The sequence below is a fragment of the Pseudomonas rhodesiae genome (assembly GCF_013285305.1).
Taxonomy (GTDB): Bacteria; Pseudomonadota; Gammaproteobacteria; order Pseudomonadales; family Pseudomonadaceae; genus Aquipseudomonas; species Aquipseudomonas rhodesiae.
This window is the reverse complement of sequence record NZ_CP054205.1, coordinates 1,557,782-1,572,191: the sequence shown is the minus strand read 5'-3', so window position 1 is coordinate 1,572,191 and position 14,410 is coordinate 1,557,782. Positions and strand designations below refer to the sequence as shown.

The window sequence follows — 14,410 nt, the reverse complement described above, 5'->3', positions numbered from 1 at the left end:
GGCGACTTCCGTTGCGCGCAAATGCTCTGGTGATAACTAGAACACATAATTTGAAAAAGGTTTAAAAACGGGGGCAAATTCTGACGATTGGCGAAAGTTGCCATCACTTTGGCGTCAAATCAGCCCGCGTTCGGCTTTGGTCTGCGCCACTTTATCGCGCAGGTACACCGGCGCGGCCTGATCGGCAGGGATCGCTTCTCCACGCTCGAAGGCAAAACGCGCCAGGGTCAGCAGGTCTTCGGCATGGGGCAACATGGCAGCGTCCTGGCCGGCCAGTTTCACCGCGATGCGCTCGCCATAACCCCAACCTGTGCCCGCGCCGAACCAATCGCCGCTGGCATCCTCCGGCAGTGCCGACGCTTCGGGCGGCTGCACCGCCTCCACGCCGACCAGGCGCATTTCACCGGCCACCGCGCGGTAACAGCCCCAGTAGACTTCGTCCATCCGCGCGTCGATGGCGGCCGCTACTTGCGACGCGCCTTGCTCACGCAACGCGCGCTGGGCCAGGACGGCAAGGTTGGAGACCGGCAACACCGGGCGTTCCAGGGCAAAGGCCAGGCCTTGCACCACGCCGATAGCAATGCGCACACCGGTAAAGGCACCCGGGCCGCGACCAAAAGCAATAGCGTCCACCGCCGCCAACGTGGTGCCGGCATCTTCGAGCAGTTGCTTGATCATCGGCAACAGTTTTTGCGCGTGCAGGCGGGGGATCACCTCGTAGTGGCTGGTTACTTTGCCATCGTGCAGCAAGGCAACGGAGCAAGCTTCGGTTGCGGTGTCCAGGGCCAGCAGGGTGCTCATCGGTGTGGGTGTCCAAGTCGAAAAAAAGTGCGCCAGTATAAACAACAACGGCCCGCAAGCGGGCCGTTGTGTGAGACGCCGATCAGGTGATCAGCTCAGGGCTTGCATCACTTTGGCGGTGATGGCTTCCACCGAACCGACGCCAGGGATATGGCTGTACTTCGGCTTGCCGTTGGCAGCGGACAGCTTCTGATAGAAATCCACCAGCGGCTTGGTCTGGGAATGGTAGACCGACAGGCGATGACGCACGGTTTCTTCGGTGTCGTCCTTGCGCTGTACCAGGTCTTCGCCGGTGACATCGTCTTTGCCTTCAACTTTCGGCGGGTTGTAGACGGTGTGGTACACGCGGCCCGAGGCCTCGTGAACGCGACGGCCTGCGATACGCTGGACGATTTCTTCGTCTTCCACCGCGATTTCAACCACGGCATCCAGCTCGACACCAGCCGTCACCAAGGCTTCGGCCTGAGGAATGGTGCGCGGGAAACCGTCGAACAGGAAACCGTTGGCACAGTCAGGCTGCGCGATACGGTCCTTGACCAGGGAAATGATCAGGTCATCGGAAACCAGGCCACCGGCGTCCATGATGCTCTTGGCCTTAATGCCCAGCTCGGTGCCTGCTTTTACCGCAGCGCGCAGCATGTCACCGGTGGAGATTTGTGGAATGCCGAATTTTTCAGTGATGAACTTTGCCTGAGTACCTTTACCGGCCCCGGGAGCTCCCAGCAGAATGACGCGCATCGATGTGCTCCTCAATTTTTTATAGAGATGACGCTCGGATTCGCCGCGTGGGGCCAATCGCGTAAAAATGTGATTCGGGCCGCCCAAACGGCCAAAGGCTGATCAAGATACACAGCAGGCCCTAACCACACAAGCCGCCAAAAGTCGGAAGAACCCGCACCGCGCATACGTCATAGGTAGGGTATTCCAGAGTGCAACCCGCCCCCATGGACGATGACCGCCCGGTTCCGGGCGGCCGTCCTGGCTCAGGCGCAAGCCATTGAGAACACGCGAAAAACCTCAGCCGGTGTTGCGCAACCCGGCCGCGATACCGGCCACGGATACCAGCAGCGCCTGTTCCAGAGGGCTGTCCTGCGCGGCTTCCTGCCGGCGCGAGCGCGCCAGCAACTCGGCCTGCAACAGATGCAAGGGGTCAAGGTAGGTATTGCGCAGGCGGATGAACTCCAGGGTGTCAGGGCTGTGTGCCAGCAGTTGCGACTGGCCGGTCAGACCGAGCACCACCGAGCACGCCTGCGACAATAGGTCGCGCAAGTGCGCACCCAATGGCAACAGGTCGGGCTGCACCAGGCGTTCATCATAGAGACGCGCAATATCGGCATCGGCCTTGGCCAGCACCATTTCCAGCATATCGATGCGGGTGCGGAAGAACGGCCACTGTTCGCGCATCTGCCCCAGCAATTCACCTTCACCCCGCGCCAGGGCATTGCTCAACGCCGCCTCCCAGCCGAGCCACGCCGGCAGCATCAAGCGCGTCTGGGTCCAACCGAAGATCCAAGGGATGGCGCGCAGGCTTTCGATACCGCCCGCACGCCGCTTGGCTGGACGGCTGCCCAGCGGCAGGCGGCCAAGCTCCTGTTCGGGGGTGGACTGGCGGAAATACTCGACGAATTGCGGATTTTCCCTTACGACCGCGCGGTAGGCCCTCACACCATCCGCGGCCAATTCGTCCATTAAATGACGCCAGGCCGGCTCGGGCGGTGGCGGCGGCAACAGCGTTGCTTCCAGCACTGCAGCCAAGTAAAGGTTGAGGTTCTGCTCCGCGATGTCCGGCAGACCGAACTTGAAGCGGATCATTTCGCCTTGTTCGGTGGTGCGGAAACGCCCGGCCACCGAGCCTGGTGGCTGCGACAGGATCGCCGCATGGGCCGGGCCCCCGCCACGGCCCACGGTGCCACCGCGACCATGGAACAACAGCAGCTCCACTTGCTGTTCGCGGCAAATATCCACCAGGCGCTCCTGCGCCCGGTATTGCGCCCAGGCGGCGGCGGTGGTGCCGGCGTCCTTGGCCGAGTCGGAATAGCCGATCATCACTTCCTGCGGGCCCTGCAAGCGTGCGCGATAGCCCGGCAGTTGCAACAGTTGCTCGATCACTGGCCCGGCGTTATCCAGGTCGGCCAGGGTTTCGAACAACGGCACCACGCGCATTGGCCGCTGTACACCCGACTCTTTAAGCAGCAATTGCACCGCCAGCACATCCGACGCCGCACCAGCCATGGAGATGACATACGAGCCCAACGACGCCGCAGGGGCTGCGGCGATTTCCTTACAGGTATTGAGCACTTCGGCGGTGTCGGCCGACGGTTTGAAATACCCCGGCAGCAACGGGCGACGGTTGGTCAACTCCTTCATTAAGAAGCTGATGCGCGCGTCCTCATCCCAATCTTCGTAGCGACCCAGGCCGAGGTAATCGGTGATCTCCGTCATGGCTGCCGAGTGACGGCTGGAATCCTGGCGCACATCCAGACGCACCAGGAACAGGCCGAATGTCACTGCGCGACGCAGGCAATCGAGCAGCGGCCCGTCGGCGATCACGCCCATGCCGCATTCATGCAGCGACTGGTAGCACAGCTCCAGCGGCTCAAGCAGTTCACGGTTGTTCTGCAACACCTCGACGGGCGCCGGAGTGCTGCTGCTCAACGCGGTGTGGGCCCATTGCCGCGTGGCGCGCAAGCGGTCGCGCAGTTGCTTGAGCACGGACCGGTACGGCTCGACGCTGTCGCCGACCTTGGCCTGCAACGCTGGGCTGGCGTGACGCATGGACAGCTCGGAAGCCAACTGATCGATATCGCGCAGGTACAGGTCGGCCGCCATCCACCGCGCCAGCAGCAAGACTTCGCGGGTGACCGGCGCGGTGACATTCGGGTTGCCGTCACGGTCGCCGCCCATCCACGATGCAAAGCGAATCGGCGCCGCTTCCAGGGGCAGGCGCAGGCCGGTGGCCGCGTGCAACGCCTGATCGGCCTTGCGCAAATAGTTGGGGATGGCGTGCCACAGCGAATGCTCGATCACCGCAAAGCCCCACTTGGCTTCATCCACCGGCGTGGGGCGGGTGCGGCGGATTTCTTCGGTGTGCCAGGCCTCGGCGATCAATCGTTGCAGGCGTTGGCGGATCTGCTCGCGCTCGGCGGTGGTGAGGTCGCGGTGATCCTGCAAGGCCAACTGCGCGGCGATGGCGTCGTACTTCTGGATCAAGGTGCGGCGCGCCACTTCGGTCGGGTGGGCGGTGAGGACCAGCTCGATTTCCACGCGCGCCAACTGGCGGGCCAGGGATTCGTTGCTGTGGCCTTCGCGTTGCAGGCGCGCCAGCAGCTCGGGCAGCACGCGCGCCTCGAAGGGTGCCGGTTGCGACTCATCGCGACGGTGAATCAACTGATACTGCTCGGCGATATTGGCCAGATTGAGAAACTGGTTGAAAGCCCGCGCCACCGGCAGCAGTTCGTCTTCCTGCAACTGATTGAGGCTGGCGCTCAGTTCATCGCCGGCGGTTTTCTCAGAGTCGGCGCCACGCCGATCGGCCTTGGCGCCTTTGCGGATCTGCTCGATCTTGTCGAGAAAATCATCGCCGTACTGCTCTCGAATGGTGTTGCCCAACAATTCACCCAGCAGGTGAACATCCTCACGCAAGCGTGCATCGATATCACTCATCAGCCAATCTCCAGCCAGAAATCCGGGACGCGCAGATCTGCCAGAGTGCCGCCCGCGTTGTTTTATGACAAGACTTTAAACCTTGTGGGTTGCAGCTAGTCTCAACCATAAGTCGTCGCGATAGGCGAACGGCTGGTCACTCATCACCGCCCGCTTGCCGTGGGTTTTATTGAGGTTGCCATGAAAATCCGAGAATTGGCCCAGCATTGGGAAGAGAACGCCAAGGGTCGCTTGACCAAGACCGAATATGCGATCCACCTGGACGTGGAGTCCGCCGCCCGGCTGGCGGCCATCGCCGAGATGTACCCCAAGCGCAACACCGAAGAGCTGCTTGGCGAGCTGATCGGCGCCGCCCTTGAAGAGCTGGAAGCCAGCTTTCCCTATATCAAAGGTCAGCAGGTGATTGCGACCGATGAAGAGGGCGACCCGCTGTACGAAGACGTCGGCCCTACCCCGCGCTTTTTGTCGCTGTCGCGTCGCTATCTACATGATTTGTCTACCAGTGCGGACGAATCGAAGCACTGATCTGCTGTCGTTTAATCCACCCTCCCCTTGTATTCCGGGCCTATTACAGGCCCGAAATACTGCTTGGAAGTGCAAAAGTTCCAATTTTTTTCGCTGACTACTTAGTCAATTATTTTTTTAGGCAAATCGCCATCTCTTCTGAACTTTTGAAAAAAGCCTCCGGTCACAGCCAGTAAGCCATCACTTGGAACGGCCGTTTGAAAGAGCACCAGGCGCTTTACCACCGGGCTCGCAGCCGTTCACTGACTGAGATGGATTTTGATGTTTTTCAGGAGTTATCCAATGGAGTTGAAGACGATGAAGACCAGCACTGCCAAATCCTCGTTTAACCATCTGCGCGGGCTTAAATTGGCCGCGCTGGCAATCGGTACCAGCTTCGTTCTGGCTGGCTGCGCCGGTAACCCTCCGACTGAGCAGTACGCAGTGACCCAGTCGGCGGTCAACAGCGCTGTCAGCGCCGGTGGCACCGAGTACGCCGCTGTAGAAATGAAGTCGGCTCAGGACAAGCTCAAAGAAGCTGAAATCGCGATGCACGACAAAAACTACGAGAAGGCTCGTATGTTGGCTGAACAAGCCGAGTGGGACGCCCGTGTCGCCGAACGTAAAGCCCAGGCTGCCAAAGCTGAGCAAGCGGTGAAGGATTCCCAGAAGGCCGTTGACGAGTTGCGTAAGGAAGGCATGCGCCCGGCTGCTATCCAGCACAAATAAACCGAGCCCCTCGACCGCACCGCACCCGATATCGAATTGAAAGGACGACACGATTATGCGTAAACAACTGATGATCCCTGCCCTGTTGGCAATGAGCGTTGCCTTGGCGGCCTGCTCCACTCCGCCAAACGCCAACCTGGAAAACGCCCGCACCAACTTCTCGGCCCTGCAGACCAACCCACAGGCCACCAAGCTCGCGGCGCTGGAAACCAAGGACGCTCAGGAATGGCTGGACAAGGCCGACAAAGCCTATCGCGACAAGGAAGATCAGAAGAAGGTCGACCAGTTGGCTTACCTGACCAACCAGCGCGTTGAAGTGGCCAAAGACACCATCGCCTTGCGCGAATCCGAAGCCAAGCTGAAAAACGCCGGCGACGAACGCGCTCGCGCCCTGCTGGAAGCTCGCGATGCGCAGATCAAGCAGTTGCAGGACAGCTTGAACGCCAAGCAGACCGATCGCGGTACGCTGGTGACTTTCGGTGACGTATTGTTCGCCACCAATAAGTCCGATCTGAAATCCAGCGGCCTGGTGAATATCACCAAACTGGCTCAGTTCCTGCGCGACAACCCAGATCGTAAAGTGATCGTCGAAGGCTACACCGACAGCACCGGTTCCGATTCCTACAACCAGAGCTTGTCGGAGCGCCGTGCAGCTTCCGTACAACGCGCACTGGCTCAGCAAGGCGTGGATATTTCGCGCATCGTGACCCAGGGCTATGGCAAGGAATATCCGGTTGCCGACAATAGCAGCGCATCGGGCCGCGCCATGAACCGCCGCGTTGAAGTGACCATCTCCAACGACAACCAACCGGTCAAGCCACGTTCGTCGATGGCGAACTGATTGATTGAGATTGGATAGAAAAACCCACCTTACGGTGGGTTTTTTTTCGGTTCGCCAAACTCGATAGTGCGATGAGTATCCTCAGCGGGCATTTCAATTCTGGAACCGTAGGTATTTTGCGAGAGCTTGTCCATCAGTTGCGCAAGCTCATGATCCCGAGCATCTCGCCTTTCCAGCGTCTGATGCCCTCTGATCATGTCCAGCATGTTGTCGATTGCAGCAATGCGTATCGCCACGTTCTCGGCCTCGATCTGTGTAAGCAACTCCGCTTTCTGTGGTTTGAATACGCGATAGGGTTCCAGATAATTCCGTCGCCCGTGACTACCGCCAGCGCCGACTTGTTGGTGGACTGATCGCTACAAGCGCCATAAACAGCCCATCGACGAGGGCTGCTTTTGTGAGGCGAGCAGTCAGAAAGGTACCGGGGTGTTCCCCTGATAGTCTCCCTGCTGAATTTGAGAGGCAGACTGCGCACCAGATTGACCGTCTTGCTGAGCGTTGCCGTTTTGAGCCCCTTGACCGCTCTGTGCACCTTCATTCTTTTTTTGTTCAAGCAGCTTATTCAGCAGCTTCAAAAGCGCCTCAAGGGTTTCGTCGCCACCGGCACCACTGCTTCCCGGTCCACCGTGGGAACCTCGCGATCGCAGTTGTTGAATTTGGTTTCGTGTATCTTGGATCCGCTGATCGAGACTCAGTTGCCCCACTGCGCCGGCATCGCGCGCATTCCCAACACTCGACGGTGCATTAACAGCTGCCATAGATGCTAACTCCACATAATTGAAATAAAGACCGATCAGTGATACCAATCAGTCCCGAATCTGTGGCTGGTTAATCGAGATAGTTCCGGGTTGCGTAGGTTTACCATTGCACTGAAGACTTAATCACCAAGTCTCGTGGCGCTTTCCCACAACAATGACGTGCAAGCTCACTGCTGCAACTGCGGCGTTTCCTGCCCCATGCAGCGCACGGCTTGCTTCTTGTTGTTCACCAGCACGCCACTCAAGCCTTTCTGCTCGGTATCAAACATCACCAGCACGCCATCGACGCACTGCGCCACTTGGGCGGCCGGAGTCAGGGAGATCTTGTAATCCTCGCCCGGCACGGTCTTGAGCATGGTGAAGTCACTGAGCAGCAACGCATCTTCCGGTTTGGCGAAGTGCAGGTAGCCGTAGTACCACAGGCAACCGACGGTACCGATGATGGTGCCGATGCCGGTGAGGATCAGCGGGATCATGTTGCGTTCTTCGCTCATTGCGGGCTCTCTGATGGATCAACGTTAGGAGTCGGATAGTTTGGAATTTCGCCCAGGCGCCGCAGGCCATTGAAATGTTGCGGGTCATCCAGATAGCGCAGCATCACGGTTTGCCAGGTTTTATCGGCAAAGGTCTGCACATGCCCGCCCCGGGTCAATTGCAAGACTCTGGGCGGCGGCGCCGCCTGATACAAGCGGATGCCATTGGCCACGGGCACGATCGGGTCATCGAGGCTGTGAAACAACAGTTTCGGCACGCCACTCAACTGGGGCATGGCATTGATCGCACTGTCCGCGTCGGGCACGAGCCAGGATAAGGGCACTTGCAATGGCCATGTTAGCCAGGAGGTGCTCAGCGCGAATTGTCCTACGTCACGATAACTGGCCGGCACGCCGTCCAGCACCAGCGCCTTGAGCTGGGCCTGACGCTGCGGGTGCGCCGCCAGGTAATGCACGGCCAGCGCGCCGCCCAGGCTTTGGCCAAGCACAATCAGGGGCTGCCCCTGGGTTTCGGGGGCCTTGTCGAGCCAGCTGAAAGCCGCGTCCACGTCCTGATAAATCGCCGGCAATGAGGGCTTGCCTTCCGACAGCCCATAACCGCGATAGTCCAGCAGCAACACTTGATACCCCTGCTCCGGCAACCACCAACTGCCGCCCAGATGCCAGGCCAAATTGCCACCGTTGCCGTGCAGGTGCAGAACCGTGCCCTTGAGCGGCACGCCGGGTTTGGCCGGCAACCACCAAGCATGCAGCTTGACGCCATCGGCGGTGGTCAAGGTGACGTCGCGGTAGTCCAAGTGTGCTTTTTGTGGCGTGAACGGCAGGCCGGGTTCGGGGTAGAACAGCAGCGAGCTACAGCCGTTCAGTGTGAGGAGCAGGCACAGAATGCCGAGGATTCTCATCCGTTGAAGCCTCGCAAATAACAGCATTTAAAGGATATTGGAGTAGTCAGCCTCGATCCGATCCAGGCTCAGATGGTTGAGGAAGTTGGAGAAGCACATCCACGCCGCCAGGGCGTTCATGTCACGGAATTGCTCGGGCAGGTACTTGGGCGGCACCACCAGGCCTTCATCCACCAGTTGGCGCAGGGTACGCATGTCTTCCAGGGTGGTCTTGCCGCAGAACAGCAGCGGCACTTGTTCCAGCTTGCCTTTACGCACAGCCAACTGGATGTAGTTGTAGACCATGATAAAGCCCTTGAGGTAGGACAAATCCTTGGTGAACGGCAGACCGGTCGGCACCGAGCCACGGAATACGCGGCTGGCGTTGCCATAGCTTTCCGCCATCTCAAAGCCTTGCTCGCGGAAGAACTCAAATACCTGCAGGAAGTCGGCGCCCTCCTCCACCATATGGATGGCCCGCGTGCGGTTGGTCAATTTGCGCAGGCGGCTGGGGTAGGAGGCGAAGGTAATGATCTCCATCAGGATCGCCAGACCTTCCTGGGTCACGGTGGACGACGGCGGGCCCTTGGACAGGAAGGTGCAGATCGGCTGGTTCTGGCCGTTGAGGGTGGTGCCCACATGCACCAGGCCTTCATGCACTTCCAAGGCGCGCACATCGCGGTCGTTGAACATAGCGTCGGCGCGGATCTTGATGTAGTCGGCACCCGCCGCCGCGTCGGCGACAATACCGTCGGACTCGAACACACGAATGGTTTCTTCGGCCTCGCCGAACACCTTGTTCAGGCGGGTTTGCAGCAGGGCCACGGCGTCCTTGGCGGTCAGGGTCTTGGCTTCGTCCTTGAGGTCGCCACGGCCGTCGATGTTGTTCAGGTAATCGGACAGCATCAGGCCCAGATCGGCCAGGGTCGGGTCGCCGGCGTGGAACGCATCGGAGGCGGCGCCGTACAGCTCTTGGGAGATCAGGCCGAAATCCTCGGTGCCCCGAGCCTCCAGCATGCGCACCACCATGCGGTATTCCTTGCACATGCGGCGCATGATCTGCCCCACCGGGCTGAATTGGCCGAGCCGGCGGGTGATGTCACGCTCGATATTCTGGAATTCCAGCTTCACCGCGCTGGAATCGAACGACAGCGGCCGGTTCAGGTAATAGTCGCGATCCACGGCCGGCATGGCTTTGCCCTTGGCCTTGAGAAACCCTTGACGGATGTTCTCGTCCCATTTCACGGCGTCGAGGACGCGGATCGGGGTTTGCGCCAGCACAATGCGATCGGACAAGGTGCGTATCGTCTGCTGGTAATCGTCCACCCGGTACTTCCTCTTTAAACGTTATCGACCCGCGCGCCGGTAGCGCACGGCTTCAACGAACACATCGGCATTGGCCGGATCATCCAGGTAGGCAAATACCTGGTTCATGGCGCTGTCGATCAGTACACCGGCGCCGTCGACGGTATCCACGGTGCTGCCATGCAGTACCTGTTGCCCGATAGCCTGGTGAATCTGTTCGAGATCGAGGTTATAGACCACCAATTCGTGCTTATCGTCGAACTCGAACCCCGCCAGGAAATAATGCCCTCCCCACCTGGCGGGCAATGGTGCCGACAGGTACCAGCGGCTGCCATGGCGCGAAACGGTAAACAGGTACTCATCGCGCTGGGCCGGCGAGGCTTTAGGGTAGCTCACCGCTTTATAGCGGTGCTCACCGGCGCGGCTGATTTGCAGATTGAGCGGTTCGCCCCAAGCATTCTTGCTGGTCCAATGGCCCAGCAGTTCATCCGGCGCCGCCTCATGGGCGGGCAACGGGTCCTTGAACGTTACCAGGCAACCACCGAGCAATAGGAACGACAGGGCCAGTACCGCCAAACGCCAGGTTTTCATTGGACTCCCCCGGTGTCAGACCGAGGCCAACACCAAATGCATGTAACGCTTGAGAATCTCAAGCATCTCGTCAGCGGTCAAAGGCTCTGGGCCGCCCAGCAGGCCCTGATATTCCATCCGACCGATTATCGCCGTCAACACTTTGGCATCCTGTTGCGGCTCGCGGGAACCCAATACCTGGAAAAACTGCCCGGTGCCCTGCAGCAGAATCTGTTGATGGGACCGCACCAGTTCCGCCAGCCGCGGGTTGAGCAAGGCTTCCTGACGAAAGGCCTGTTCGGCCATCAAGTGCTCGCGGCGATTGGTCAATTGGCGCATCACGTAATCGGCGGTCAAGCGGGCGATGTCGTCCGCCAACTGCGAGCGCGACTGCGGGCTGCCATCGCCATAAGCGACCATTTCGCGCAGCAAGCCCTCGTTGCGTACCCACAATTTGCCCATGAACGCGGCGCTGCGTTCCACGTATTGGGCGAAGGTGTCGGTGAGCAGGTCGTCGATGTCCTTGAAGTAGTAGGTGGTCGCCGACAGCGGCACCCCCGCTTCGGCGGCCACCGCACGATGACGCACAGCCCGCACACCATCGCGCACCACGATGCGCATGGCCGCATCCAAAATGTCTTGCCTGCGCTGCTCGCTGCCTTGGCGACTGGCCTTGCGGCCCTGGTACTGGACGCTTTCAGCCACGGCAGCAGCAATGCCGGCGGCGCCTTCTTGTGCGGTTACGCGGTTCACGACTCACATCCTTGAACAGATCAAAACCTGGCGCTGTTTGCTTGACGCTTATAGACGCCACATAAAAAAGCCGCCTTATAAAAGGCGGCTCTGGATTTCGCTACGGTTACGCTTGTGGCCGCATGTGCGGGAACAGGATCACATCGCGGATCGACGGCGAGTTGGTCAACAACATCACCAGGCGGTCGATGCCGATGCCTTCACCGGCGGTCGGCGGCATGCCGTATTCCAGGGCGCGGACGAAGTCGGCGTCGTAGTGCATGGCTTCGTCGTCGCCGGCATCTTTGTCGGCCACCTGGGCCATAAAGCGCTCGGCCTGGTCTTCCGCGTCGTTCAACTCGGAGTAGGCGTTGGCGATTTCGCGGCCGCCGATAAACAGCTCGAAACGGTCGGTGACGTTCGGGTTGTCGTCGTTGCGACGGGCCAACGGCGACACTTCGAACGGGTACTGGGTAATGAAGTGCGGCTGTTCCAGCTTGTGCTCCACCAGCTCCTCGAAAATCATCACCTGCAGTTTGCCCAGGCCTTCGAAGCCCAGCACCTTGGCGCCGGCTTTCTTGGCGATGGCGCGAGCCTTGTCGATGTCGTTGAGGTCATCGGCGCTCAGCTCGGGGTTGTATTTGAGGATCGAATCGAACACCGACAGGCGCACGAACGGCTCGCCGAAGTGGAACACCTTGTCGCCGTACGGCACGTCGGTGCTGCCCAGGACCAGCTGCGCCAGCTCGCGGAACAGTTCTTCGGTCAGGTCCATGTTGTCTTCGTAGTCGGCGTAAGCCTGGTAGAACTCCAACATGGTGAATTCTGGGTTGTGACGGGTGGAGACGCCTTCGTTGCGGAAGTTGCGGTTGATCTCGAAGACCTTCTCGAAACCACCGACCACCAGACGCTTGAGGTACAGCTCAGGCGCGATACGCAGGAACATTTCCATGTCCAGCGCGTTGTGGTGGGTTTCGAACGGCTTGGCTGCGGCACCGCCGGGAATGGTTTGCAGCATCGGCGTTTCCACTTCCAGGAAGTCACGCTGCATCAGGAAGCTGCGGATGTGGGCGATGATCTGCGAGCGGACGCGGAAGGTGTGGCGCACGTCTTCGTTGACGATCAGGTCGACATAGCGCTGGCGATAGCGTTGCTCGGTGTCGGTCAGGCCGTGGTGCTTGTCCGGCAGCGGGCGCAAGGACTTGGTCAGCAGGCGCACGTTGGTCATTTCCACGTACAGGTCGCCCTTGCCGGAACGGGCCAGGGTGCCTTCGGCGGCGATGATGTCGCCCATGTCCCAGGTTTTCACCGAGGCCAGGGTTTCTTCGGACAGGGTCTTGCGGTTGACGTAGACCTGGATACGCCCGGTCATGTCCTGGATCACCATGAACGAGCCACGGTTGAGCATGATACGACCTGCCACCTTGACCGGGATCGCCGCTTCCGCCAGCTCTTCCTTGGTCTTGTCCGCGTACTGTTTCTGCAAGGCATCGCAGTAGTTGTCGCGGCGGAAGTCGTTGGGGAAGGCGTTGCCCTTGGCGCGCTCGGCAGCAAGCTTTTCCTTGCGCAGGGCGATCAGGGAGTTTTCTTCCTGTTGCAGGGCTTGCGGGTCGAGTTGTTGGTCGCTCATGTCTTTAAATTTTCCATCACAGGTTCGTTGCCCCCAGGCCTTCGGCCTGGGGATCGCGGGCAAGCCCGCTCCCACACAGGGTATTACAGGCCGGACTTCAGGCTGGCTTCCAGGTACTCGTCGATATCGCCGTCGAGCACTTTGTCGCAGTCGCTGCGTTCGATGTTAGTGCGCAGATCCTTGATACGCGACGCGTCGAGCACATAGGAACGGATCTGGTGACCCCAGCCGATATCCGACTTGGTGTCTTCCAGCGCCTGGGAAGCGGCGTTGCGCTTCTGCATCTCCTGCTCGTACAACTTGGCCCGCAGCATTTTCATGGCGGTGTCCTTGTTGGCGTGCTGGGAGCGTTCGTTCTGGCAGCTCACCACGGTGTTGGTCGGTACGTGGGTAATCCGCACGGCCGAGTCGGTGGTGTTGACGTGCTGACCGCCGGCACCGGAGGAACGATAGGTGTCGATCCGCAGGTCCGCCGGGTTGATCTCGATTTCCACTTTGTCATCGATCTCAGGCGAGACGAACACCGCGCAGAACGAAGTGTGGCGACGGTTGCCGGAGTCGAACGGGCTCTTGCGCACCAGACGGTGCACGCCGATCTCGGTACGCAGCCAGCCAAAGGCGTATTCGCCCTTGATATGCACGGTAGCGCCCTTGATACCGGCGACTTCACCGGCGGACAGCTCCATGATGGTCGCGTCGAAACCGCGCTTGTCGGCCCAGCGCAGGTACATGCGCAACAGGATGTTGGCCCAGTCCTGGGCCTCGGTGCCGCCGGAACCGGCCTGGATATCCAGGTAGGCGTTGTTCGGGTCCATTTCGTGGCTGAACATGCGGCGGAATTCAAGCTTGGCGAGGTTTTCCTCGAGACGGGCCAGCTCGGCGACCACATCGCCCACTGCGCCTTCGTCGTTTTCTTCGACGGCCATGTCCAGCAGGTCACGGCAATCGGCCAGGCCGGTGTTCAGTTCGTCGAGGGTGTCGACGATCTGCGCCAGCGCAGCGCGCTCGCGCCCCAGTTCCTGGGCGTATTCAGGTTTGTTCCAGACACTCGGATCTTCAAGCTCGCGGTTGACCTCGGTCAGACGCTCATGCTTTTGATCGTAGTCAAAGATACCCCCGAATAGTTTCGGAGCGCTCGGACAGGTCCTTGATGGTGTTAAGGATCGGGTTGATTTCCATGGCGGGCAGCACTCGTTGGCGAACTTTTGAAAGCCGGCGAGTATAACGGCAAACAGCTGGAAACGGCAGCCCGCTGAGCCGAAAAGGCGGTTTCAAACCCCAGGAAAATACACCGCAGGAGGGGGCTTGTCGTAGTGAGCGGGCTTGTCGAATCGTCGCACCGCCCGCGCTGGGCTGCGAAGCAGCCCCACTCCAGGCGATGTGGTTTTAGCTGACACACCGAGGTGCCTGGGTTTGGGGCCGCTTCGCAGCCCGGCGCAGGGCAAGCCTGCTCACCAAAGAGTTGGGAGTCTGCCTTTGAAACTTGTGTTGAGCGCAGCCTC

At 60.0% G+C, this 14,410-nt stretch carries 15 protein-coding genes; 3 read left to right on the top strand and 12 right to left on the bottom strand.

Annotated features, from left to right (window positions below):
• Positions 1-114: 114 nt before the first annotated feature.
• The 3 genes from tsaB to ppc form a co-directional block, all read right to left on the bottom strand.
• Positions 115-801, bottom strand: a complete 687-nt coding sequence (gene tsaB, locus HRH33_RS07015) for a tRNA (adenosine(37)-N6)-threonylcarbamoyltransferase complex dimerization subunit type 1 TsaB (protein WP_167416423.1) — start codon at positions 799-801, stop codon at positions 115-117.
• Positions 802-891: 90 nt separating this feature from the next.
• The gene (adk, locus tag HRH33_RS07010) at positions 892-1,539 is read right to left on the bottom strand and encodes an adenylate kinase (protein ID WP_167416422.1); all 648 of its coding nucleotides are present in this window, start codon (positions 1,537-1,539) and stop codon (positions 892-894) included.
• Positions 1,540-1,818: 279 nt separating this feature from the next.
• On the bottom strand, positions 1,819-4,464 hold the full coding sequence (ppc, locus tag HRH33_RS07005; protein WP_167416421.1) for a phosphoenolpyruvate carboxylase: 2,646 nt from the start codon (positions 4,462-4,464) through the stop codon (positions 1,819-1,821).
• A 180-nt stretch (positions 4,465-4,644) separates the two neighbouring features.
• Here ppc and HRH33_RS07000 point away from each other — a divergent pair, with 180 nt between their 5' ends.
• From HRH33_RS07000 to lptF, 3 genes are all read left to right on the top strand, one after another.
• Complete coding sequence (locus HRH33_RS07000) at positions 4,645-4,989, top strand: hypothetical protein (RefSeq protein WP_034096207.1); 345 nt, start codon at positions 4,645-4,647, stop codon at positions 4,987-4,989.
• A 282-nt stretch (positions 4,990-5,271) separates the two neighbouring features.
• Positions 5,272-5,697, top strand: coding sequence for a DUF4398 domain-containing protein (locus HRH33_RS06995; protein WP_167416420.1), 426 nt, complete (start codon positions 5,272-5,274; stop codon positions 5,695-5,697).
• Positions 5,698-5,752: 55 nt separating this feature from the next.
• Complete coding sequence (gene lptF, locus HRH33_RS06990; RefSeq protein ID WP_034137217.1) at positions 5,753-6,538, top strand: lipotoxin F family OmpA-related lipoprotein LptF; 786 nt, start codon at positions 5,753-5,755, stop codon at positions 6,536-6,538.
• 29 nt (positions 6,539-6,567) lie between these two features.
• Here lptF and HRH33_RS06985 read toward each other — a convergent pair whose 3' ends face one another.
• From HRH33_RS06985 to prfB, 9 genes are all read right to left on the bottom strand, one after another.
• Entirely contained in the window at positions 6,568-6,801 is a 234-nt protein-coding gene (locus HRH33_RS06985; RefSeq protein WP_080758681.1) for a hypothetical protein, read from the bottom strand.
• A 147-nt stretch (positions 6,802-6,948) separates the two neighbouring features.
• Positions 6,949-7,296: a hypothetical protein gene (locus HRH33_RS06980; RefSeq protein ID WP_167416419.1), complete on the bottom strand. Its 348-nt coding sequence runs from the start codon at positions 7,294-7,296 to the stop codon at positions 6,949-6,951.
• Positions 7,297-7,463: 167 nt separating this feature from the next.
• Positions 7,464-7,790, bottom strand: a complete 327-nt coding sequence (locus HRH33_RS06975) for a PA3694 family proteiin (RefSeq protein WP_003172217.1) — start codon at positions 7,788-7,790, stop codon at positions 7,464-7,466.
• Positions 7,787-8,692, bottom strand: coding sequence for an alpha/beta hydrolase (locus tag HRH33_RS06970; RefSeq protein ID WP_094064773.1), 906 nt, complete (start codon positions 8,690-8,692; stop codon positions 7,787-7,789). The genes HRH33_RS06975 and HRH33_RS06970 overlap by 4 nt, the downstream gene beginning before the upstream one ends.
• 27 nt (positions 8,693-8,719) lie before the next feature.
• Positions 8,720-9,997, bottom strand: a complete 1,278-nt coding sequence (locus tag HRH33_RS06965) for a flavohemoglobin expression-modulating QEGLA motif protein (protein WP_034112096.1) — start codon at positions 9,995-9,997, stop codon at positions 8,720-8,722.
• Between the two features lie 21 nt (positions 9,998-10,018).
• Entirely contained in the window at positions 10,019-10,567 is a 549-nt protein-coding gene (locus tag HRH33_RS06960) for a hypothetical protein (RefSeq protein WP_167416418.1), read from the bottom strand.
• A 15-nt stretch (positions 10,568-10,582) separates the two neighbouring features.
• Positions 10,583-11,299: a TetR/AcrR family transcriptional regulator gene (locus HRH33_RS06955; RefSeq protein WP_034096200.1), complete on the bottom strand. Its 717-nt coding sequence runs from the start codon at positions 11,297-11,299 to the stop codon at positions 10,583-10,585.
• Positions 11,300-11,405: 106 nt separating this feature from the next.
• Positions 11,406-12,908 (bottom strand): lysine--tRNA ligase, encoded by a 1,503-nt coding sequence (gene lysS / locus HRH33_RS06950; protein ID WP_034112093.1) that lies wholly within the window; start codon positions 12,906-12,908, stop codon positions 11,406-11,408.
• Positions 12,909-12,991: 83 nt separating this feature from the next.
• Positions 12,992-14,087, bottom strand: a protein-coding gene (gene prfB, locus HRH33_RS06945; protein WP_098100956.1) for a peptide chain release factor 2 whose coding sequence is annotated in 2 segments (ribosomal slippage) — positions 12,992-14,014 and positions 14,016-14,087 — 1,095 coding nt in all. Because the reading frame shifts where the segments join, the coding sequence is not laid out codon by codon here.
• Between the last annotated feature and the right edge of the window lie 323 nt (positions 14,088-14,410).